The sequence below is a fragment of the Kribbella amoyensis genome, assembly GCF_007828865.1.
In the GTDB taxonomy this organism is placed as follows: Bacteria; Actinomycetota; Actinomycetes; order Propionibacteriales; family Kribbellaceae; genus Kribbella; species Kribbella amoyensis.
Genome location: NZ_VIVK01000001.1, coordinates 2,598,544 through 2,620,128 on the forward strand (window position 1 = coordinate 2,598,544; position 21,585 = coordinate 2,620,128).

Annotated in this window: 21 protein-coding genes, 1 tRNA gene, 1 pseudogene and 1 riboswitch; of the genes and pseudogenes, 10 read left to right on the forward strand and 13 right to left on the reverse strand. The window is 67.8% G+C overall.

Annotated features, from left to right (window positions below; all coding sequences use genetic code 11):
- The first annotated feature begins 10 nt into the window (after window positions 1-10).
- Window positions 11-820 (forward strand): phosphotransferase family protein, encoded by an 810-nt coding sequence (locus tag FB561_RS12310; RefSeq protein ID WP_202880598.1) that lies wholly within the window; start codon window positions 11-13, stop codon window positions 818-820.
- Here the strand turns inward: FB561_RS12310 and FB561_RS12315 are convergent.
- From FB561_RS12315 to FB561_RS12345, 7 genes are all read right to left on the reverse strand, one after another.
- Window positions 813-2,147 (reverse strand): family 43 glycosylhydrolase, encoded by a 1,335-nt coding sequence (locus FB561_RS12315; protein WP_145806171.1) that lies wholly within the window; start codon window positions 2,145-2,147, stop codon window positions 813-815. The two genes, FB561_RS12310 and FB561_RS12315, sit on opposite strands and share 8 nt — an antisense overlap.
- Window positions 2,099-3,364: an ROK family transcriptional regulator gene (locus tag FB561_RS12320; protein ID WP_145806173.1), complete on the reverse strand. Its 1,266-nt coding sequence runs from the start codon at window positions 3,362-3,364 to the stop codon at window positions 2,099-2,101. The genes FB561_RS12315 and FB561_RS12320 overlap by 49 nt, the downstream gene beginning before the upstream one ends.
- Window positions 3,365-3,439: 75 nt before the next feature.
- Complete coding sequence (locus FB561_RS12325) at window positions 3,440-4,225, reverse strand: hypothetical protein (protein WP_145806176.1); 786 nt, start codon at window positions 4,223-4,225, stop codon at window positions 3,440-3,442.
- Window positions 4,222-4,776 carry an RNA polymerase sigma factor gene (locus FB561_RS12330; RefSeq protein ID WP_145806178.1) on the reverse strand — a complete coding sequence of 185 codons (555 nt, stop codon included), beginning with the start codon at window positions 4,774-4,776 and terminating at the stop codon, window positions 4,222-4,224. The genes FB561_RS12325 and FB561_RS12330 overlap by 4 nt, the downstream gene beginning before the upstream one ends.
- A 45-nt stretch (window positions 4,777-4,821) precedes the next feature.
- Complete coding sequence (locus FB561_RS12335; RefSeq protein WP_145806180.1) at window positions 4,822-5,445, reverse strand: methyltransferase family protein; 624 nt, start codon at window positions 5,443-5,445, stop codon at window positions 4,822-4,824.
- A 27-nt stretch (window positions 5,446-5,472) separates the two neighbouring features.
- Window positions 5,473-6,336: a cation diffusion facilitator family transporter gene (locus tag FB561_RS12340; RefSeq protein WP_238335161.1), complete on the reverse strand. Its 864-nt coding sequence runs from the start codon at window positions 6,334-6,336 to the stop codon at window positions 5,473-5,475.
- A 153-nt stretch (window positions 6,337-6,489) separates the two neighbouring features.
- A complete protein-coding gene (locus tag FB561_RS12345) occupies window positions 6,490-6,924 on the reverse strand; it encodes a VOC family protein (protein WP_145806184.1) in 435 nt (144 codons plus the stop codon).
- 386 nt (window positions 6,925-7,310) lie between these two features.
- A riboswitch (cyclic di-AMP (ydaO/yuaA leader) is annotated at window positions 7,311-7,473 on the forward strand.
- Between the two features lie 5 nt (window positions 7,474-7,478).
- Here FB561_RS12345 and FB561_RS12350 point away from each other — a divergent pair.
- The gene (locus FB561_RS12350) at window positions 7,479-9,077 is read left to right on the forward strand and encodes a glycoside hydrolase family 16 protein (protein WP_145806185.1); all 1,599 of its coding nucleotides are present in this window, start codon (window positions 7,479-7,481) and stop codon (window positions 9,075-9,077) included.
- A 166-nt stretch (window positions 9,078-9,243) separates the two neighbouring features.
- The gene (locus FB561_RS12355; protein WP_145806188.1) at window positions 9,244-9,708 is read left to right on the forward strand and encodes a hypothetical protein; all 465 of its coding nucleotides are present in this window, start codon (window positions 9,244-9,246) and stop codon (window positions 9,706-9,708) included.
- Window positions 9,709-9,997: 289 nt separating this feature from the next.
- Here FB561_RS12355 and FB561_RS12360 read toward each other — a convergent pair whose 3' ends face one another.
- Complete coding sequence (locus tag FB561_RS12360; protein ID WP_145806190.1) at window positions 9,998-10,390, reverse strand: MerR family transcriptional regulator; 393 nt, start codon at window positions 10,388-10,390, stop codon at window positions 9,998-10,000.
- Window positions 10,391-10,394: 4 nt separating this feature from the next.
- The gene (locus tag FB561_RS12365; RefSeq protein ID WP_145806192.1) at window positions 10,395-10,943 is read right to left on the reverse strand and encodes a nitroreductase/quinone reductase family protein; all 549 of its coding nucleotides are present in this window, start codon (window positions 10,941-10,943) and stop codon (window positions 10,395-10,397) included.
- A 442-nt stretch (window positions 10,944-11,385) separates the two neighbouring features.
- Between FB561_RS12365 and FB561_RS12370 the strand changes: the two genes are divergently transcribed.
- A complete protein-coding gene (locus FB561_RS12370) occupies window positions 11,386-12,672 on the forward strand; it encodes an IS256 family transposase (RefSeq protein ID WP_145806194.1) in 1,287 nt (428 codons plus the stop codon).
- Between the two features lie 89 nt (window positions 12,673-12,761).
- Here the strand turns inward: FB561_RS12370 and FB561_RS12375 are convergent.
- Together FB561_RS12375 and FB561_RS12380 are read right to left on the reverse strand one after the other, a co-directional pair.
- A pseudogene (locus FB561_RS12375) lies at window positions 12,762-13,952 on the reverse strand (IS481 family transposase).
- A 146-nt stretch (window positions 13,953-14,098) separates the two neighbouring features.
- On the reverse strand, window positions 14,099-15,385 hold the full coding sequence (locus FB561_RS12380) for an IS256 family transposase (protein ID WP_145806194.1): 1,287 nt from the start codon (window positions 15,383-15,385) through the stop codon (window positions 14,099-14,101).
- Between the two features lie 237 nt (window positions 15,386-15,622).
- Between FB561_RS12380 and FB561_RS12385 the strand changes: the two genes are divergently transcribed.
- Window positions 15,623-16,861, forward strand: coding sequence for an IS481 family transposase (locus FB561_RS12385; protein ID WP_145806196.1), 1,239 nt, complete (start codon window positions 15,623-15,625; stop codon window positions 16,859-16,861).
- A 73-nt stretch (window positions 16,862-16,934) separates the two neighbouring features.
- Window positions 16,935-18,082, forward strand: a protein-coding gene (locus tag FB561_RS12390; RefSeq protein WP_145806198.1) for an IS3 family transposase whose coding sequence is annotated in 2 segments (ribosomal slippage) — window positions 16,935-17,214 and window positions 17,214-18,082 — 1,149 coding nt in all. Because the reading frame shifts where the segments join, the coding sequence is not laid out codon by codon here.
- 76 nt (window positions 18,083-18,158) lie between these two features.
- On the opposite strand, the gene FB561_RS12395 is transcribed toward FB561_RS12390, so the two are convergent.
- Window positions 18,159-18,231: transfer RNA gene (locus FB561_RS12395), tRNA-Lys, on the reverse strand.
- A gap of 214 nt (window positions 18,232-18,445) precedes the next feature.
- Here FB561_RS12395 and FB561_RS12400 point away from each other — a divergent pair.
- The 4 genes from FB561_RS12400 to FB561_RS12415 all read left to right on the forward strand — a co-directional run bounded on the left by FB561_RS12400 (window position 18,446) and on the right by FB561_RS12415 (window position 21,105).
- Window positions 18,446-18,838, forward strand: coding sequence for a DoxX family protein (locus FB561_RS12400; protein ID WP_145806200.1), 393 nt, complete (start codon window positions 18,446-18,448; stop codon window positions 18,836-18,838).
- Window positions 18,839-18,933: 95 nt separating this feature from the next.
- Window positions 18,934-19,443, forward strand: coding sequence for a sigma-70 family RNA polymerase sigma factor (locus FB561_RS12405; RefSeq protein ID WP_145806202.1), 510 nt, complete (start codon window positions 18,934-18,936; stop codon window positions 19,441-19,443).
- Complete coding sequence (locus FB561_RS12410; RefSeq protein ID WP_145806204.1) at window positions 19,440-20,102, forward strand: anti-sigma factor family protein; 663 nt, start codon at window positions 19,440-19,442, stop codon at window positions 20,100-20,102. The genes FB561_RS12405 and FB561_RS12410 overlap by 4 nt, the downstream gene beginning before the upstream one ends.
- A gap of 328 nt (window positions 20,103-20,430) precedes the next feature.
- A complete protein-coding gene (locus tag FB561_RS12415; RefSeq protein ID WP_170284647.1) occupies window positions 20,431-21,105 on the forward strand; it encodes a GAF and ANTAR domain-containing protein in 675 nt (224 codons plus the stop codon).
- 198 nt (window positions 21,106-21,303) lie between these two features.
- On the opposite strand, the gene FB561_RS12420 is transcribed toward FB561_RS12415, so the two are convergent.
- A complete protein-coding gene (locus tag FB561_RS12420) occupies window positions 21,304-21,543 on the reverse strand; it encodes a hypothetical protein (RefSeq protein ID WP_145806208.1) in 240 nt (79 codons plus the stop codon).
- Between the last annotated feature and the right edge of the window lie 42 nt (window positions 21,544-21,585).

The window sequence follows — 21,585 nt, forward strand, 5'->3', positions numbered from 1 at the left end:
CAATCGAGGCGTGGACGAAACTGCGCTGCGTGACCTGATCGGTCGACGGATGCCGGGGTACCGGATCGAGTCCGTCGAGCCGATCGGGTCCGGCCTCGACAACTCGGCGACCCTCGTGAACGGCGACCTCGTGGTCCGCTCGGCCAAGGACGGCGACGCCGCCACGGTCGAACGCGAGGCGCGCCTGCTGGCGATCGTCGCCGGCGTCTCGCCGTTGCCGACGCCGGAACCGTTGTTCGTCGAGTCGGCGACCATGGCGTACCGGTCGCTGGCGGGCGTCCCGCTGATCGAGCAGGACGCCTCGGACGTACCGCCGGTCGCCGCGCAGCTGGACGAGTTCCTGCGGGCCCTCCACTCCGCACCGATCGAGCTCTTCGCCGACCTGGTCGAGGCCGATGTCGTGCCGTTGGCCGAGTGGCTCGACGAGGCCGCCGAGGGGTACGCAGGTGTCCGCGAGCAGATCCCCGCCCGGTATCGGGCGGGGATCGACCTGTTTCTGGGGGCCGCTCCACCGGCCGATCCCGAGGCCTTGGTCTTCTCGCACAACGACCTCGGGATCGAGCACGTCCTGGTCGAATCGGGCGTCGTGAGCGGTGTCATCGACTGGACCGACGCGGCGCTGACCGACCCCGCGTACGACTACGGGCTCCTCCAGCGCGATCTCGGGCCGGCCGCTCCCGCCTGCCCGTCTCCGCTCGTCGAACGAGCCACCTTCTACGCTCGCTGTTCCGTCTTCGAGGACCTCGCCTACGGGCTGGAGACCGGGCGCGATCAGTACACCGCCAAGTGCCTGCGCTCGCTCGACTGGTTGTTCAGCTGATCGGTCGGCCGGGTTTGCGGCGCTGGACGTAGATGCGGTTGCTCGCCGGTCCGGTCCACTCGAGCTGGACGACGCCCGGTACCGCGGCCTGGTCTCGGCGGGCCGGATCCGCCCAGTAGCCGAACCGCGGATTGCGGAAGAACGTGGCCCAGAGCTTCCCGCTCGCGTCGGCGAAGATGTTGTTGTGCCCGGCCCCGACGCCCGCGGTCCAGCGCTCCGAGTACGGTCCCTCGATCCGGTCCGCGACCGCGATGATCGCGTCGTAGGTGTACTGGGACCGGCCGGGCCCGGCGGGGTCGTACGCGTTCCGGGTGGTGCCGTCCGGGTTGGGCGAGGTCCGGTTCCAGGCGGCGTGGAGCAGGTAGTACTTGCCGCCGTGCTTGAAGACGTACGCGCCTTCGAGATAGGGCTCGGGGGAGTACGGCCGCTGCTGGAACGCCGGGAGGTTCGTGACCGGGACGATGTCCTCCAGGTCGTCGCGGAACTTCGCGTACACATGGTTGTGCAGGACCAGCCAGGCGTCGTCACCCTCGGAGTACAGGCTGCCGTCGATGTGGTGGTACGCGCCGGGCTCGATGAACGCCGGGCCACCTAGGACCGGATCCCCGAACGGCTTGTCGTGGTTGCCCTCGGCCAGCCGGTACGGTCCCTCGACGCCGCCCTCGCTGATCAGCAGGAACGAGCCCACCTTGCGGGAGTGGTCGCCCATGCACGCGACCAGGTACCAGGTCCCGCGGAAGTAGTGCAGCTCCGGCGCCCAGACGTCCGAGCGCTTGCCGAACTGCTCGTCGTGCCAGTACTCCTGCCACGGCGCGACCACGGTCCGCCCGGGCCGGTTCTCCCCGGCGAACTCGGGCGACCAGACCTTGCCCTTCTCGGCGTCCGGCCGGATCCCGGTGGTGTCGACCAGCCGCCACGGTCCGCGCAGGGAGGACGAGATCCACACGAAGATGCCGTCGTTCCAGGGCGCGGGCCCGCTGAGCTCGGCGGCGCGGGTGGTGCCGGTGGCGACGTACAGCGGCCGGCCGTCGACCACGAAGCAGTTGACGTACGTGTCGCGCATCCACACGCGGCCGAGTTCCTCGTCCCGGGGCCGTAGTTCGAGCGGCAGGACGAAGGAATTGTCCTCCCTGGGCCACAGGTCTATCCGGGTGTCGGCCAGGCCGTACGGCTCGAGCTCGGGCCACGGTGGCGGATAGCGCCGGTCGGCAGTGGGTACGGCCGCGCTCGCCTGATTCGTCGAGAGCGCGGCCGCGCCGACCGCTCCGGCGAATCCGGTCAGTACTGTCCGTCGGCCGACGTGCGAACCGTTGTCGTCGCTGGGCATGGGCGGTGTCCTTTCCGTGGACCTGCGGGGTCGTCGAGCGAGGCCACGTCGGCCTCGGGGTAGCCCACCAACAGGGGGCTGTTGTGGAACAGGGCAGCCAGGGCGCCGATCGCGCCGGCCTCGTCGGCGAGCTCGGCCGCCTGGACCGACGGGCTCGCGTCGTCTCCGGGAAGCACCTCGCGGAGGACAGCGGCGGCGATCCGGTTCACGAGTACTGGGGCGAGCTGGGTGATCTCGCCGCCGATCACGATCCTGGCCGGGTTCAGGGCCAACGCGGCGCGGCCCATCACCCGGCCGACGGCGGCCGCGGCGTCCCGTAGTACCTGGTCGACCGCGGGGTGATGGGCAGCGGTCCCGAGGTCGGTGAGGTTGTCCAGCGGTACTCCGTTGGCGCGGCAGGCGGCGAGTACGGCCGGGATGGAGGCGACGGTTTCGAGGCAACCGAGCTTGCCGCAGCGGCAGGGGCGGCCGTCTGGTTGGACGGTGACGTGACCGAATTCGCCGGCCAGGCCGCTGGCCCCGGTGACCAGCCGCCCGCCGACCACGAGTCCGCCGCCGACCCCGTCCCCGAGCCGCAGGTACAGGAGGTCCTCGACCACGCCGTCCCCGCTGATCGCCTCGGCCAACGCGGCGAGCCTGGTGTTGTTGTCGACGATCGTGGGAGCGTCGAACCTTTCGGCGAACGCGGGGCCGACGGTCTCGGTACCAGGGCTCGCTGTTGTTGGTGTGGTGGTGGGCGCGGGGTACGGGCCGGGGACGCCGAGGCCGATGCCCTGCAAGGCACCGAGGTGGACGCGCGCCTCGGTGCTCAGGGTGCCGATCAACGCGAAGGCCTGGGTGATCCGCGCCGGCCAGGAGCTGTCGTCCTCGTACGGCGCGGATCCCGACAGGAGGATCTCGTGCGAGGCGTCCGCGACCACGACGTGGACCCGGCGATGACCGAAATCGACGCCCAGGTACTGCCCGGACCCCGGATCGAGCGCCAGCCGCTCGGCCGGCCGCCCGCTCCCTTCCCGGCGGCCCGCGTCGGTGTCGACGACCACGATCGCGCCCCGGTGCAGCAACCGGCCGGTGACCTCCGACAACGTGGACCGGGACAGCCCGACCAGCTCGGCGATCTCCCCGCGGCTCATCGCGCCGCCCTCGCGCAAGGCCCGCAGTACCCGCTCCTCGTGCGTCCGCCGCACCAGCGCGTGAACTCCGATCCGCCTCGCCATGACGGCACTCTAGGAACGCCCGAATTTTTTTGACAAGACTCCGGACAAATTAACCCGGAGGATCCACGGCGACGATCAGGAGCCGAGTCTGAGGGCGACCATGGCCGTGGTGCCGTCGCGGTAGGTGACCTGGACCGGGACGGGGTGCAGTCCGTCGAACTCGCTGCCGGGGACCCAGAAGGCGAAGTACCCGTTTTGCACGGTCGCCTTCACCTGGCCGTGGACGGGGCTCTTGTACGTCATCCTCACGACGTCGGTCCCGGCCCGGCCGATGGCGGATGTCAGGTACCCGTAGTTACCGCCGCCGCTGGTACCCAGTGCGGAGGCAGCGAGCTGTCGCGGACCGACGGGCGCTCGGCCCGGGCCGTCGATGGTGCCGTAGCCCTGGGGGTTGCGGGGATTGACGTTCGTCATGCAGGTCGCGGCGAACTGGTCCGGCCCGGTCAGGACGACCAAGGCCCAATCACCTCGGCGCTCGGCCATCGCCGTCACGGCCTGCTTGAGCTTGTCGTCCTGGCCCATGCCGTTCAGCGACTTGCGGCACTGTTTGACGGCATCAGCCCTTTCTTTCATGCTCAAACCGGACGGTTGCGCGGTCCAGGTCGCATACGCCTCGTCCCCACTCGGTACCGGGCCGCTTTCCCGCGGTACGAACACGGCCACCGCCGCGATCGCGATCGCGCTGGTAGCGACCGCGACCCGTACCAGCCGGCGGCGGGTCCGCGCCGGGCGTACGTCCTGGGCCGGATCGGTCGCGAGGACGCGTTCCAGCATCGCCCGGGACCGGGGTCCGTCGGGATCGAAGTCGGTGCCGGCCGGGTCGAGGGTCTTCAGGTCGGCGAACTCGTCCACGAGTTTCATGAGGTGTGCCTTTCGGTCAGGCCAGCCGTGGTCGCGGCAGGGGCGGCGTGATGACCCAGGTGAGCGCGCAGGGCGTGGCGGGCCCGGGACAGCCGGAGTCGGAAGACGACCGGCGTGACGCCCAGGACCGCGGCCGCCTGGCGTGCCGACAGGTCGTCGATCACCACAAGGGCCAGAGCTTCCTGCTGAACGGCGGACAGCTGTTTCCACGCTCGCCGCAGATCGACCTGACGCGCGACGAGGTCCGCGTCATCGGGCGACCAGGTGGTCGTCGCCTCGGCCAGCCGGACCGCGAGCGCCTGCTGCCGGCGGGTACCGCGCTGGTTGTTCAGGATCGTCTTCCGCACGATCCCGAACATCCACGCCCGCGCGTCCGACGCCTGCCGCGGTACGTCCTCCAGCCGCCGCCAAGCGACCAGGAACGCCTCCTCCACGACATCCTCGACCTGCGCCTCGGGCGCCCGCCGCTGCACGAACCGCACCAGGTCCCCGCAGGTCGCCTGGTACAACGCGACGAACCGCGACTCCCGGTCGTCCACTGGGTTGCTCATAGCCCGTACCTGTCCACCACCCACCGAGATGTATCGCAGCGTTTGTTACTCGGGAACGAGCGAGCTAGTACGCCGCAGCCGCCCGACGCGGGGGAGGAAGCGCCCGGTCCGAGCGGCGTACGCGGGATAGCTCTCGGGATGAGCCTTGAGCAGGTACGGCTCCTCGACCACGCGGACCTGCAGCTCGATTGCCACCAGAAGCCCTGTGAGCCCGGCCAAACCGAGCACGTTGGGAACCATCAACGTCAGCCCGACAGCGGTCAGGATCATCGCGCTGAAGACCGGATTCCGAGCCCACCGGAACGCCCCACCCGTCACCAACTCGGTCCGCTCACCCGCATCGACCCCAACCCGCCAGGACCGCCCCATCGCAGCCTGCGCCACCACCGTGGCAACCATCCCCGCAACGGCGATCCCCAGGCCCGCCAGCTGTAGTGCCCGTCCATCGTGGATGCTCTCCAGCCCAAGCAGCGCCGCGATCGGTACCAGCAACCCGATGACGATGGCAGCCGCGAACAAGACCCCCGCCCACCACGCCGCCGACCCCGGCCGCCCGGACAGACCGCGGAACCCGGCGTCCCCAGTACGCCGCCGATGCACCACAGACCGAATCCCGAACGCGACGGCGAACCACACGACGTACAGCACCAACGCAGTAACGGCGGCCATGACGCGGTCCTCCCTAGGAACTGAATGTCATGCGTGGGCGGCGAACTCGTGCTCGGCGTGCCCGACCGGCTCGAGCTGGAAGGTCGAGTGCTCGACGTCGAACTGCCCCGCCAAAGCGCTTTGCAGCCTGTCCAGCAGCTGCGGCGCGTGCCCGTCACCGAAGCAACCCGCCTCGACGACGACGTGCGCGGTCAGTACCGGCAGCCCGGACGTGACGGTGTGAACGTGCAGATCGTGGACGTCCCGGACGTGCTCGACTTCCAGGATGTGCGCCCGAATCGCGTCCAGGTCCACGTCCGACGGCGCCGCCTCGAGCAGTACGTTCGTGGCCTCACGCAACAACTTCACCGCGCGCGGCACGATCACCACCCCGATCAGCAGCGAAACGATCGCGTCGACCCGGGTGAACCCGGTCAGCGCGATCACCAACGCGCCGACCAGAACCCCCACGGAGCTGGCCGAATCGGTAGCGACCTCGAGGAACGCCCCGCGCAGATTGAGGCTGGCCGTCCGGGCCCGATAGAGCAGCCCGACCCCGATCAGATTCCCGACCAGTCCGACCACCCCGAAGATCGCCATCCCACCGGCTTCGACCTCTCCGGGCTCGATCAGGTGCCGAATGCCCTGGACGACGATGAACCCGCCCATTCCGATCAGGATCAGCCCGTTCACCGCGGCCGCGAGAATCTCCGCCCGCGCCCACCCGAAGGTCCGCCGTCCACTGGCAGCCCGCGCCGCCAGCAACGTCGCACCCAACGCGAGCCCGACCCCACCGGAATCGGCCAGCACGTGCCCGGCATCGGCAAGCAACGCGAGACTCCCGGTCACGGCAGCCCCGAAGATCTGCACCGCCGCGATCACCAGCGCGATCACGAGCGTCGCAGCCAACACACCGCGGTACCGCCCCGTCGCGGTACCGCCGTGATTGCCGCTCATCGTCCGGCCATTTGAACATCTGAACAACTCTTCATATAACGGACGATAGCGGGCCAACGACGAACTGTCGACCCGTGCTTGCTCAGCCGAGGTGGGAGGAAGTACTCCTCAGTCGAGGCAGAACTCGTTGCCCTCGATGTCCTGCATCACGAGGCACGACTCGTTGACGCCGTCGGCCCGCAGCAGCCGTACGCGGCCCGCGCCGAGCGCGACCAGGCGTGTGCATTCGGCCTCGAGTGCGGCCAGGCGCTCCTCACCCACGAGCCCGGTGCCGACTCGCACATCGAGGTGCACCCGGTTCTTCACGACCTTGCCCTCGGGGACCCGCTGGAAGAACAACCGCGGACCCACCCCCGACGGATCGACACAGGCGAACGCCGACCCCTGGTCCTCGGCCGGCAGCGTGCGATCGAAGTCCGCCCAGGAAGCGAAACCGGCCGGTGGCGGCGGCACGACGTACCCGAGAACCTCACACCAGAACCGAGCAACCCGCTCAGGCTTCGCGCAGTCGAAAGTCACCTGAACCTGCTTGACCGATGCCATCGGCCCACCATAGATCGACCGCCCGTACCGCGGTCTCGGCATGGTGAAACCAGCCGTCCGAAAGCCGGAGTATCTTCGCGGGACCCTCTGCACAGACCGTGACGAAACCCCGCCCGCGGACCATCCGATTACCGGTGTCCTTCGACGGACAGTGACAGTTGCAGCGGTACCGGGTCCACGCTGCTCGTCACGCTGTGTCGATCAGACTACCCCGATGGTTGCGGGAAGTAGTTTTTCGAGCCTCCGTTACCGAGTTGAGACCCTGTCGCGAGTGTGCGTATGCTCACCGGCGCCTGGCCACGGAACTGGGGACCGGATGCCGGCGAGTGACGAATACCCGCCGACTCGCAACGCCGAGTTCCGCCCTCCGAGTCGGTGACCCCTCCCATCCAGCATCCGAGGGCGGAAGTGGGGGACCCAAGGTTCCCGGACCGGCCCGTGGCGCTTCCGCGCGCCTCGGTGCGGTCCTTGGGGCGAAGTCGCGCCAGCGACAGGGCAGCTTCCAGCCCGAGCCCGACAGCTAACCTCACAGGCGTGCAGGAAGGACTGTCCCGATGCGGGATGCATTTTCCCGTGCGCGCGCACAACATCGCGCTGCCGTCCCCTCCGACAAACTGAAGGAACCGGCCGCCAAGGCCGGACGCCGCGCAGTGATCCCGATCCTCGCCGGCACCACCCTTGTCCTCACCACGGCCGGACTCGGCGTCGCGGCGTTGACGTCCGACAGCGTCCCGGCCCCGGTCAGCCTCACGGCCACCGCCGACGCGTACGTCCACACCAAGTCGCCCACCCAGAAGCACGGCTGGTCCTCCCGGCTCGTCGCCAAGCTGAACGAGTCGACCAGCTTCATCCGGTACTCCGTGCCCGCTGCGGCCGACGGCTACGACCGCAAGGCCACGCTGGTCCTGACCCGGCTGACCACCAGCAACCCGGCGAAGCTCGCGGTGTCGAAAGCGCCGAGCGGCTGGACCGAGGCGGTCACGTACTCGACCGCACCGAAGCCGGGTACGCCCTTCGCGACCGTGGCCGACGACGGCAAGTCGGCGCAGGTACGGATCGACGTCTCCCAGGGCATCACCCAGGCCGGTGAACTGAACCTGGCCCTGACCCAGCCGTCCGGAGCCGGCGGCACCGTCTTCGGTTCGCGCGAGTCCGGGCTGAAGCAGTCGAAGCTCGAGATCAGCTACGTCCCCGACGGCGCGACCGGACCCGCGCCGACATCGGCGCCCACCTTGGTGCCCACGTCTGCTCCTACCTCGGCACCCACGTCAGCTCCCACCTCGGCCCCGACCTCGGCTCCCACTTCGGCGCCGACCTCGGCGCCGACGACGGTGAAGCCGACCGCGTCGCCGACCACGACGTCACCCAAGCCGACCGCGTCGCCGACGACCACGTCGCCCAAGCCGACGGCCTCGCCGACGACCTCGAACCCGACCACCCCGCCGGCGACCGGCCTCGCGCCGTCATGGAACCCGTCGGGGTCGCACCGGCTGACGTTCCAGGACGAGTTCAACGCCGCCACGGTCGACACGAACAAGTGGGAGCGCGGCTGGTTCAAGGAAGGCATCTCGGACGGTGTCAACAGCAACAATCTCCAGTGCTACGACTCCAACCAGGTCTCCCAGTCCGGCGGATACCTCAACCTGGCGCTCGCGAAGCGCCAGGCGTACTGCCGAGGTGCGACCAAGGAGTACGTGTCCGGCCTGGTGAACACCCGGAAGTCGTTCAACCAGCGGTACGGCTCGTTCGAGGCCCGCGTCTGCCTGCCAGACGGAAACGGCGACGGCCGGGTCGACGGCTTCCCGGCCTGGTGGACCAACGGCCCGTCCTCGGTGCCGTGGCCCGAACACGGCGAGATCGACATCCTCGAAGGCATCGGCGGCGGTACCAAGGCCTCGCTGCACCACGGCAACCCGGAGTACCACGGCGGCGTCTACTCGTCCTCGCCACTGGTCGGCTGCCACAACTTCGGCTCCCAGTGGACTAGCAGCGGAGTCACGTTCTACTACGACGGCAAGCCGCTGTGGTCCCACAGCTTCAACGGCCCGGATCCGCAGTTCCTTATCCTCAACTACGCAATCCGCCCGAACGCAGGCGAAGCAATCACCCCCGGAACCGCCCTCCGAGTCGACTGGGTCCGCGTCTGGTCCTGACACTCTCGACGTAACGTTCACCCCGGCACCTCACCGCAGGTGCCGGGGTGACGTCGTGGCTGACGGCGGCATGTCACTTCCTGCAACTCGCTAGCCGCGAGGCAGGCCGGTCGGACACACTCGGTCCTCGTCCGCAGGTAGAGAGCGAGCAGGGAGCGAGTGCACCATGGGCTTCTTCGAACGAGGTATCGCCGTGACCGCCGCAAGTGCGGCCGTCATAGGACTCTGCCAGTCCACCGCGTCGGCAAGCGTCCAATGGACCAACGACACTTTCGACGTCTGCGCCCCTTTCCCGTACGACTACTCCCCGTCCGCCGGCTTCCCGTGTACCAACCGGTCCTACGGCGGGATCGTCTGGGGCAACCGGACCGCCCGAATCCAAGGCGCCGTCACCGACGACTGGAGACTGAACTCCTCCACCGTCGTGTACTTCGACGCCTTCGCCGGATCCACCAAGGTGGAAGGCACCGTCCGCAGATCGGAAGGCAACTCAGTCTCGTTCAACTTCTACATCGGCGACCCAGACCTCGTCGGCGGAATCGACCGCATCAGAATCCAGGTCTGCCACTACCGCCCACCCACAGACCCCATCGGCAAATGCTCCACCCAATACAACGAAATCAGAGACTGATCTCCGGAAGCCGCGCGCGAAGAGGTCGACCGGCTCGCTACCGAGCCGGTCGCAGTTCACACCATTGGGACCACAGCCGTTGCTGCCACCCTCCAAGCACCCACACCGCTCGTCCGGCGGCGCCAAGGCCTATGCAGGGCGATCGCCACTCCTCGGCCCTGCGGCAGCTGTTCAACCGCCAACTCGACCAACTCGGCCAGCTCTGGCACTGCCTCGCACCGGCCGACACTACGACCCCAGCCAAGCCTTCGCGCAGGAGGCCAGCAACGCCGCGGAACCCCGTCTCGCCCTAGGCACTCAGCTTCGCGCGGAGACGTTCTGTTTGCTCAACGAGCGTGGTACGGAGCTGCTCGAGGGCTTCGATCTTGGTCCGCAGAGTCATCAGGCGCTGTTCGTAGACCGCGAGCGCCGCTGCACAAGGCGCCTCGTCCAGATCGGGTGAGCGGATGCAAACGCCGAACTGGCTGATGTCGTCGATGGAGAGCCCGGCGCCGAGCAGGACACGGATGTTGTTGACCACGTCCACGACCTCAAGAGCGTAGCGACGGTAGCCGTTGGACTCCCGGTCAGCAGCGATCAGCCCACGCTGTTCGTAGTACCGCAGCGAGCGGACGCTCACCGCTGTGCGGCTTGCAAGTTCGCCGATCCGGAGCCCTTCGCGACGATCGTCAGAAGAAGCCATGCCGCTAGTCTGCCCCACCACGAACTGGTCCCGCGTCGCGTTCACGCCGTCCATCACGCGATTGCGTGACTGCACCGTCGACCGGCTCGAGCACGACGACCGGGATACGCCGGCCCGCCGCCTTCGCGAAGTCAGCGAACGCTGGCATGCGACGAACCTGTTCACTCCAGATGAGTTCGCGTTCGGATCCGAAGGCAACGCGGGCGGTGGCCTCTATCAGCGTGGACCCCACCTCGACGGTCACCGCGGAATTCTTCGTGACATTGCGGTACCAGGCCGGAGGCTGACGGCTCCCGCCAAAGGTAGCGAAGACGGCAAAAGCGTTACCCACTGCGTGATACATCAGCGGATTAGTCCGTCGACGGCCGCTCACCGCTCCGGTATGACTGACCAAAATGATCGGCACGCCCTGGTCAGGATCGAAGCCGGCCAACAAGGGCGGAATCGGGCGCCCTCGCGCCAAATCCTCCTCGGTACTCCACCGCACGAACCCCGCACCCGACCGGAACTCCGTCACAATCCGCCGGTTCCACTCACGAATATCAGCAGGCATACCCGCAACCTAAAACCCTGACACCAACGACAGGGTCAAGCCAGCGACATGGTCAGCTGCCTGTCACCGCTCCCACTTGAGCCCCAACGAAGCCTCCCGCGACGAACTGTCGCTCGGCCGTGACCACTATGTTTCATCGAAGATCTTGCTCGACAGGAGCCTCAAGGAGCCGAGCCTCCCAGCGGGCGCCAACGATGCGCTGACGCGCCCCGGTTGCTCTCGTCGCGGGTGGGCTCGTCCTCGACCCCACGCGCGACTACCAGCCCACCGGCAGACCACCCGGACCGACCCCAAACAGACCGACAGCCGTACCCACGAATCGTAGGTTCAGCTGTCGCCTATGTCTTGAGACATCACAATGGTAGGCCTGTCGGGACTGTCCGTCTAACGGTGTTTCTGGCCCGACGCGCCGACTGTGGTGGTTGGTGGGAAAGGTGCGGCAATGACCGCGACACTGCCGGATGTGGCAGGTAAGAAGAAGCAGGGTAAGGCGTCGGCCGAGGAGCTTGCTGCGGCTGAGTTGGTGCGGCTGGCGAAGGAGCAAGGGCTGTCGCTGACGGGCCCGGACGGGTTGTTGAAGCAGCTGAACAAGGCGGTGCTGGAGACCGCGTTGAACGAGGAGCTGACCGAGCATCTGGGTCATGAGAAGCACGGCGAGCCGGTGGCGGGCAATGTCCGTAACGGCACCCGGTCCAAGACGGTGCTGACCGAGACGTCCGGCCAGGTCGAGCTGGAGGTGCCGCGGGACCGGGCCGGCACGTTCACTCCGCAGATCGTGAAGAAGCGGCAGCGCCGGTTGAACGGTGTCGACGAGGTGGTGCTGTCGCTGTATGCCAAGGGCTTGACCACGGGTGAGATTTCGGCGCATTTCGCCGAGATTTACGGTGCCTCGGTCAGCCGGGAGACCATCAGCCGGATCACTGACAAGGTGATCGAGGAGATGACCGAGTGGGCGAGTCGGCCGCTGGACGAGGTGTATGCGGCGGTGTTCATCGACGCGATCGTGGTCAAGGTCCGCGACGGGCAGGTCGCGAACCGGCCGTTCTATGCCGCGATCGGTGTCACGCTGGCCGGGGAGCGCGAGATCCTCGGGTTGTGGGCTGGGACTGCGGGCAGCGGTGAGGGCGCGAAGTTCTGGATGGCCGTGCTCACCGATCTGCGCAACCGGGGCCTGCGGGATGTGTTCTTCGTGGTCTGCGACGGGTTGAAGGGGCTGCCGGAGGTGGTGGCGAACGTGTGGCCGCCGGCGATCGTGCAGACCTGCATCATCCACCTGATCCGCAACACCTTCCGGCTCACCTCCCGCAAGTACTGGCCCGAGCTCAAAGGTGACCTGAAGCCGATCTACACCGCCGTCAACGCCACCGCCGCCCGCGCGGCGTTCGACGACCTGACCGAGAAGTGGGGGCAGCGCTACCCGGCGGTGATCCGGCTGTGGGATAACGCCTGGAACGAGTTCATCCCGTTCCTGGACTACGACGTCGAGATCCGCCGGGTGCTGTGCTCCACGAACGCGATCGAGTCCCTGAACGCCCGCTACCGGCGCGCGATCAAGGCCCGCGGCCACTTCCCGACCGAACAGGCCGCGCTGAAGTGTCTCTACCTCGTGACCCGGTCATTGGACCCCACCGGCACCGGCCGGGCACGATGGGCGATGCGGTGGAAACCAGCACTCAACGCGTTCGCGATCACCTTCGGCGACCGATTCCCGGCAGCCGAAACCTACTGATGAACACCGCCGGAAACACCGTTAGCGAGATAGACCCGTCTCGGGTGATGGTTGACGTGCGGTGCTCGGTTGATGCTTGACGGTTTTGGTTAGGTTGAGGCGGGTTTGGCGGCCCGCTTCTTACGGATTTCTCCTCTCGATTCGCGGACGACGGTGCGGAGGAGGTCGTTGCCGGACCAGAACTCGAGGATTCGGTCGGTGACATGGACGTCGACGAGTTCGCCGTAGCGGTGTTTGCCGACGGAGACCTGTTGCCAGGCGACGCAGACGACGCCGTTGGAGGCGACGCGCCGGGTGATCCAGTCGGTGCCGGTGCGTCGGTCGGCCAGGGCGGTCAGGTCGAGGGCGGGGTTGGGGTCGGTGGCGCGGGTGGCGAAGCGTTCGGCCGGCGTGCAGCGGCCGATCGATTGGTGTGGCCGGTCGGTGTTGTACTCGTGCACCCAGGCGTCGATCACCGCCTGCGCCTGGGCGATCGAGGCGAAGGTCCGCCCGGCCAGGCATTCGCGGCGCAAGGTGCCGTGGAAGCGTTCGATCTTCCCGGTCGTGGTCGGTGACCGCGGCGCGGTCAGGAGGTGTTCGATCCCGTTCTCGCGGCAGATCCGGTCGAACAACACCTCCACCGGACGGCTGTTGTACCTGCCGGTGAAGACCTTGCCGTTGTCGGTCAGGACCTGGGTCGGGATCCCGTGACGGCCCAGCGCGGCCGCGAACACCGCGCAGACCGGGCGGGTCGAGGCCCGTTCCACCAGCCCGGCCGCGACACAGAACCGCGAGTGATCATCGACGCCGGTCACCGCCTTCAGTTCCCGACCGTCGTTGAGCAGGACGCCGCCCATCACGTCGAACTGCCACAGTTCCATCGGTCGGCCCCGCTCCCAGCGCCGATACACCCTGTCCCGGCTACGGCGCCGCCGCCCGGGGGCCACCAGCCCCAGCCGGGCCAGTGCCCGGCCCACCGCTGCCCGCGACGGCAGCGGCTCCACCCCGTCGCGCCCCAACCGATACAGCAGCCGATCCGGACCCCAGGCCGGATGTAGCTGCCGCAGTTCGACCAGCCGCACCTCGACCTCGGCGGCCATCTGATGCGGACACGACACCGGGCGGTGTGACCGGTCAGCCAAACCATCCAGACCCCGCTCGGCGTACCGGCGCAACTAGCTGGGCAGCGTCTGCCGCGACACCCCGACCTTCGCCGCCGCCTCGGTCACCGACAACCGGTCCTCGACGACCGCAAGAACTGCCTGATACCGCTGCGCGACCACGCTGAGCTCCCGAAGCATCAGCCCAACCCCCTCTGCTCCTCAGCAATCAAGCCGAGAACGACCAGGGAGTGGGTGTCAAGCATCAACCGAGACGGCGTAAACCATCAGCCGAGACGGTGGAAAGCCTGGGTCTATCTCGCTAACGGTGTTTCCGGCGGTGTTCATCAGTAGGTTTCGGCTGCCGGGAATCGGTCGCCGAAGGTGATCGCGAACGCGTTGAGTGCTGGTTTCCACCGCATCGCCCATCGTGCCCGGCCGGTGCCGGTGGGGTCCAATGACCGGGTCACGAGGTAGAGACACTTCAGCGCGGCCTGTTCGGTCGGGAAGTGGCCGCGGGCCTTGATCGCGCGCCGGTAGCGGGCGTTCAGGGACTCGATCGCGTTCGTGGAGCACAGCACCCGGCGGATCTCGACGTCGTAGTCCAGGAACGGGATGAACTCGTTCCAGGCGTTATCCCACAGCCGGATCACCGCCGGGTAGCGCTGCCCCCACTTCTCGGTCAGGTCGTCGAACGCCGCGCGGGCGGCGGTGGCGTTGACGGCGGTGTAGATCGGCTTCAGGTCACCTTTGAGCTCGGGCCAGTACTTGCGGGAGGTGAGCCGGAAGGTGTTGCGGATCAGGTGGATGATGCAGGTCTGCACGATCGCCGGCGGCCACACGTTCGCCACCACCTCCGGCAGCCCCTTCAACCCGTCGCAGACCACGAAGAACACATCCCGCAGGCCCCGGTTGCGCAGATCGGTGAGCACGGCCATCCAGAACTTCGCGCCCTCACCGCTGCCCGCAGTCCCAGCCCACAACCCGAGGATCTCGCGCTCCCCGGCCAGCGTGACACCGATCGCGGCATAGAACGGCCGGTTCGCGACCTGCCCGTCGCGGACCTTGACCACGATCGCGTCGATGAACACCGCCGCATACACCTCGTCCAGCGGCCGACTCGCCCACTCGGTCATCTCCTCGATCACCTTGTCAGTGATCCGGCTGATGGTCTCCCGGCTGACCGAGGCACCGTAAATCTCGGCGAAATGCGCCGAAATCTCACCCGTGGTCAAGCCCTTGGCATACAGCGACAGCACCACCTCGTCGACACCGTTCAACCGGCGCTGCCGCTTCTTCACGATCTGCGGAGTGAACGTGCCGGCCCGGTCCCGCGGCACCTCCAGCTCGACCTGGCCGGACGTCTCGGTCAGCACCGTCTTGGACCGGGTGCCGTTACGGACATTGCCCGCCACCGGCTCGCCGTGCTTCTCATGACCCAGATGCTCGGTCAGCTCCTCGTTCAACGCGGTCTCCAGCACCGCCTTGTTCAGCTGCTTCAACAACCCGTCCGGGCCCGTCAGCGACAGCCCTTGCTCCTTCGCCAGCCGCACCAACTCAGCCGCAGCAAGCTCCTCGGCCGACGCCTTACCCTGCTTCTTCTTACCTGCCACATCCGGCAGTGTCGCGGTCATTGCCGCACCTTTCCCACCAACCACCACAGTCGGCGCGTCGGGCCAGAAACACCGTTAGACGGACAGTCCCGAAAGCCTCACCCGAGACGGATCTGTCCATCATCAGGCGAGACAGCACAGGGGTTTTGTAGGCCCCGTGGTGTTGTGGTTCAGGACATAGGCGACAGATGTCTCAGGTCATAGGCGACACGTGTCTCGGGTGATCGGCGACAGGTGTGGTGGGCTGGATGCTCGGGCATGTCGAAGGCTCGGTTGGTCATCACCGCCTTGTTCGTGGAGGGTCAGACCGCGGCCGAGGTCGCCGCGAGGTACGGGGTGCATCGGGCCTGGGTCTACAAGCTGAAGGCCAGGTATCTGGCCGAGGGCGAGGCGGCGTTCGTGCCGCGGTCACGGCGTCCGAAGACGTCGCCGCGGGCCACGCCGGCGGCGACGGTGGAGCTGGTACTCGCGCTGCGCAAACAGCTGGCCGAGCAGGGGCTGGATGCGGGCGCGGACACGATCGGCTGGCATCTTGAGCACCACCACGCCACCGCGCTGTCGCGGGCCACGATCCACCGCATCCTGACCCGCGCGGGCGCCGTCGTACCGGACCCGGGCAAGCGGCCGAGGTCGTCGTACCTGCGGTTCGCCGCCGACCAGCCCAACGAGTGCTGGCAGTCCGACTTCACCCACTACCGCCTCACCCGCCCCGACGATTCCCCCGGGCCCGACGTGGAGGTCATCAGCTGGCTCGACGACCACTCCCGCTACGCCCTGTCAGTCACCGCGCATCCGCGGATCACCGGCCAGATCGTGCTGAGCAGCTTCCGCGAAACCGTTGCGCAGTACGGGATCCCGGCCTCGACACTGACCGACAACGGCATGGTCTACACCACCCGCCTGTCCGGCGGGAAAGGCGGCCGCAACGGCCTCGAGACCGAACTCCGCCGCCTGAACATCACCCAGAAGAACTCCCGCCCGAACCACCCGACCACCTGCGGGAAAGTGGAGCGGTTCCAGCAGACCCTGAAGAAGTGGCTGCGCGCCCAACCCGACCAGCCCACCACCGTCGCCGAACTTCAAGTGCTGCTCGACGCCTTCGTCCAGGCCTACAACCAGCGCAGGCCGCACCGGTCCCTGCCGCATCGAGCCACCCCGGCGACCGCCTATCACGCCCGGCCGAAAGCAACCCCGAGCATCGACCGGACCGGCGAGGTCCACTACCGGGTCCGCACCGACCGGGTCGACCACACCGGCGTGGTCACCCTGCGCCTGAACGGCCGGCTCCACCACATAGGCATCGGGCGAACCCACGCCCGAACCCACGTCCTCCTGCTCGTCCAAGACCTCGACATCCGCGTCGTCGACGCCGCCACCGGCGAACTGCTGCGCGAACTCACCCTCGACCCCACCCGCGACTACCAACCCACCGGCAAGCCACCCGGACCGACCCCAAAACACCCCAAACAGACCAACAGCCGAACCCACGAATCGTAGGTTCGGGACTGCCCCGGGTTCGGTTGACTCCTGATCTGTGAGGACTTGGGTCCTTGCTGGAAGGATGTCTGTCGTGCCGAAAGCGTTTCCGTTGGAGTTCCGTCGTGATGTGGTCGCGGTTGCCCGCAAGGGTGAGGCGCCGATCGCGCAGGTCGCGAAGGACTTCGGGATTTCCGTGTCGTGTCTGCAGCGCTGGCTGAAGCTGGCCGATATCGAGGACGGTCACCAGTCGGGCGCCACTCGGGAGGAGTCGGCTGAGCTGCGCGAGGTGAAGAAGCGCAACCGGCAGTTGGAGCAGGAGAACGAGATCTTGCGGCGCGCCGCGGCCTACTTCGCCCGCGACGTCAACCCAAAATGATGTACCCGCTGGTCCTTGACCTCGCCGCCGACGCGATCCCTGTCGCGGTGACCTGCCGGGTACTCGGCTTCACCACCCAAGCCTTCTACAAGTGGCGCAAGAATCCTGTCACGCAAAGAGATTTCGACGATGCGCACCTGATCAACGTCGCCATCGACATTCACGCCGATGACCCGACGTTCGGGTACCGGTTGATCGCCGACGAGCTCGCCGACGCCGGAGTCGCCGCGGGTGAGAACCGGGTCGCCAGGTTGTGCTCGCAGGAGCGGATCTGGTCGATCCACGCCAAGAAACGCGGCCTGACCCGCAAGGCCGGCCCACCGGTGCACGACGACCTGGTGAAACGCGGGGTCAGCGCGGCCGGACCGAACCTGATCTGGCTGACCGACATCACCGAACACGCCACAGCTGAGGGCAAGCTCTACCTCTGCGCGATCAAGGACGTCTACTCCAACCGGATCGTCGGTTACTCGATCGGGTCACGAATGAAGGCGTCCCTGGCGGTGTCAGCGCTGCGGAACGCGATCGCCTTGCGGGCACCAACTGCCAATCTGATCGTGCACTCGGATCGCGGCAGCCAGTTCCGGTCCACGAAATTCGTCCGGGTCTTGAAGGCCTACCAGCTGCGCGGATCAATGGGCCGCGTCGGAGCTTGCGGCGACAACGCCGCGATGGAGTCATTCTTCGCCCTGCTGCAGAAGAATGTTCTGGACCGACGACGCTGGACCACCAGACACGAACTGCGTCTGGCGATCGTGTCCTGGATCGAGACCACCTACCACCGCCGACGCCGCCAACGCGGCCTCGGCAAACTCACACCCATCGAGTTTGAGACACTTCAACCGGTCGTACTCGCGGCCTGAACCACCACACCCCACGAGTCAACTGAACTCGGGGCAGTCCCTTCGGCTGTCGCCTATGTCTTGAGACATCACACTGTAGGCCCCGTGGGACTCGAACCCACAACCCGCGGATTAAAAGTCCGCTGCTCTGCCAGTTGAGCTAGAGGCCCTGGCTGGGGATAGTTTGGCAGGTTTGGGGGTTGAGGGCTAACTGGATGTTGGGGTGGGGACCAGCTCGGGTGCTGGTTTCGGAGGGTGAGGGGGTGGGTGCGGACGGTTGAACCGGATGGGGGCTTGGTCCGTTCAGGTGGGGTGAAGGGCATTCGGCTGGGCGTGAGGCGTTGGCCGGGTGTGTGAATCCGTCCGTTCACCTGAGGAGGACTTATGCGGTTGGAGCGTTGGCGTGACGAGGTGCTGGGGATCTTCCGGATCGTCATCGGGTTCTTGTTCGCCTGCCATGGGGCTGCTGCGTTGTTCGGGCTGTTGGGGACCAAGCAGGTGGAGGCCTTCGTCTGGCCTGGGTGGTTCGCTTCGGTGATCCAGGTGGTCGGTGGGGCGTTGGTGATGGTCGGGTTGGTGACCACGCCGGCCGCGTTGCTGTGTTCGGGGTCGATGGCGTTCGCGTACTTCACTGTGCATCAGGTGGATGGTTTGCTGCCGGTCGAGAACGGTGGGGAGAAGGCGGCGTTGTTCGCGTTCGCGTTCCTGCTGATCGGGGTCCTGGGCAACGGTGCCTGGGCGGTCGACAGGCGGAAGCGGGTACCGGTGATCGAGTGAACCAGCCGAGGCCGGATCATGGATCCCCCAACGACAACGCACCCAACGACAGCGCATCAGACGAAAAAGCTGCACACGACAGGGCAGGAGTGCCGATGGCCGACGACCGGGCGGCGCTGTTGCGTGAGTTGCATGACGTGCACGCGCCTTCGTTGTGGCGGTTCGTGGTCCGGCTGACGGGGGACGACCGGTTGGCTGAGGACGTCGTGCAAGAGACCCTGCTCAGGGCTTGGCGGCGGCCGCAGATCCTTACCGAGGACGAGGCGGGGGCGCGCGCGTGGTTGTTCACGGTCGCGCGCAACCTGGTGATCGACGACCGGCGGAGTGCGCGGGTCCACCGCGAGGTGGCCAGCGACGACCTGCCGGAGCGGCCGAGCGCGGACCACGCCAACGCCGTACTGGATGCCTGGCTGGTCGCGGATTCGCTGGCGCAGTTGTCGGACGAGCATCGGCAGGTGATCGTCCGCGCGTACTACGGCCGCCGGACCGTGACCGACATCGCGCGGGAGCTGGACATCCCGCCGGGGACGGTGAAGTCGCGGTTGCACTACGGGCTACGGGCGCTGAAGCTGGCGCTGCAGGAGAGGGGGGTGACGCAGGAATGAGCGATCCGTACCGGGACTGGGACGCGGCCTATCTGCTGGGGGCGTTGTCGGCGACCGACCGGCGTACGTACGAGGAGCACCTGCGCACGTGCGACGAGTGCTCGGCCGAGGTGGCGTCGCTGGCCGGGGTACCGGGGACGCTGGCGTTGCTGCCGGACGACCGGGCCCTGGCCACCCTCGACGCCGCTCCGCCGAACCTGTTGCCCGGGTTGGTCCGGGCGGTCCAGCGGGATCGCCGGCGTCGGCGGTTCCGGCTGGCCGGGGTACTGACCGGGGTCGCCGCCGTCGCTGCCGCGATCGGGGCGGTGGTGGCGTTCCCGCTCGCCAGGGAGGAACCGCAGGGCGACTACGTCGTGCTCGCGCAGACCGTGGCGAGCAAGCTCACTGCGGACGCCCGGCTGGTCGAGGAACGCTGGGGGACGACGATCGAGATCAGCTGCCGGTACGACGAGCTGGCGACGCCGAGCGAACGCGCTCGCGGGTACGACCTGTACGTGACCGACAAGTCCGGCAAGTCCACGTTGATCGCCAGCTGGACGGCGGCGCCGGGGACGACGGTGAAGCCCGCGGCGACCACCAAGTTGCACCGCAGCGAGATCGCCTCGCTCGACATCCGCGGTTCGGAGAGCGGCCGCGTCCTGCTCGCCGTCCACTTCTGACGGACCACGGCCGCTGCACCGCGGCCTGACGGACCACCGCCGGTACGAGCCCGCCACGCACCGGATTTGGCCGAACGCATGACGTACGCCGCGGCGGGCACCTGTTGGTCAGGAACGGCAAGTCGCTCGAGAGGCAGGTCCTTCCAGGCCCCGGTGTTCAGCCCCGACGCACCGGGGTCGCCTGCTGATCGGCCTCCGCGCGCAGGGGGTACGATTCATTCCGGTTGGGAAGTCAGCCGGTGGCGCAGCATGCCACCCGCGAAGTACCGACCCGTTGAGGATGCACGCCGGTGACATCACCCACTCCGCCTGCCCTGGTAGTGGCCGCGTGAACGACGAGTTCGCCCGGGAACTGGCCCACATGGCGCTCGTCCTGCACGAACAGCCCGACATCGAGCTGACCGCCGAGCGGTTCCTCGAGTACGTCCTGGCCCGGATCGGGACCCAGCACGCGAGCGTGTTGCTGCTGCTCCGAGGCGGCCGGCTGGAGTCGGCCGCGGCCACCGACGCCCGGGTCGAGGAGGCTGACCGGGTCCAGTTGGAGACCGGCGAGGGGCCGAGCTTCAGCGCGATCCAGGACGAGAAGAGCGTGGTCAGCGGTGACTTCCCGGCCGATCCGCGCTGGCCGAGGTGGTCCGCCGGTACGACCGGGGTCGGCCTGCACAGCGTCCTCAGTGTCCGGCTCCGGACTCCGGCGACGACGGTCGGCGCGCTGAACCTGTACGCCCCGGACCGCGACCGGTTCACGAAGGCCGACGACACGATCGCGCAGCTGTTCGCTGATCACGCCGCGGTCGCCGTCGCGAACGCGCGGAGCGAATCCACGTTGTGGCAGGCGATCGAGGCCCGCAAGCTGATCGGCCAGGCGCAGGGGATCCTGATGGAGCGGTTCGACCTGACCGCCGAGCAGGCGTTCGCGGTGCTGCGCCGGTACTCGCAGGACAACAACGTCAAGCTGCGCGACGTCGCGGCGCGGTTGATCGCCACCCGGAAGCTGTCCTGAGCCCGGCGGAAAACTTCCTGATCCGTGTAACACCGGCCGTGTCCCGGCCGATACAGAGGGTGTAACGCTGGGTCCCGCTCCAGGTCAACCGCCCGAAGGGCCTGGGGCGGGATCTCGTTACTTGTCGAGGCGCCCGCACCGACAGCAAAGGGCCCCCGGGGAGTGATCTCCCCGGGGGCCCTGCCGCGTCGTTTCCTCTTACGACACCTGCTCCGTCGGTCGGCCCGACTCCGGCAGAGCGATCCGGGCGGCAGGCAGCCGCTCGGTCCGTTCGACACCGTCGTCGCCCTCGTACTGCACCAAGCCGGTCCAGCCTGCCTCCTCGTGCTCGCGGCCGATCAGCCAGCCGCGGCGCCACGTGCCGTCGACCTCGACGACGACATGGCTGGGGAGAGGGAGGCGGGACACCAACTCGGTGTCGGGCTCGAACTCAGTCATGGCCGAAGGTTAGGCGACAAAGCTGAACCTCGCCTGTCCACC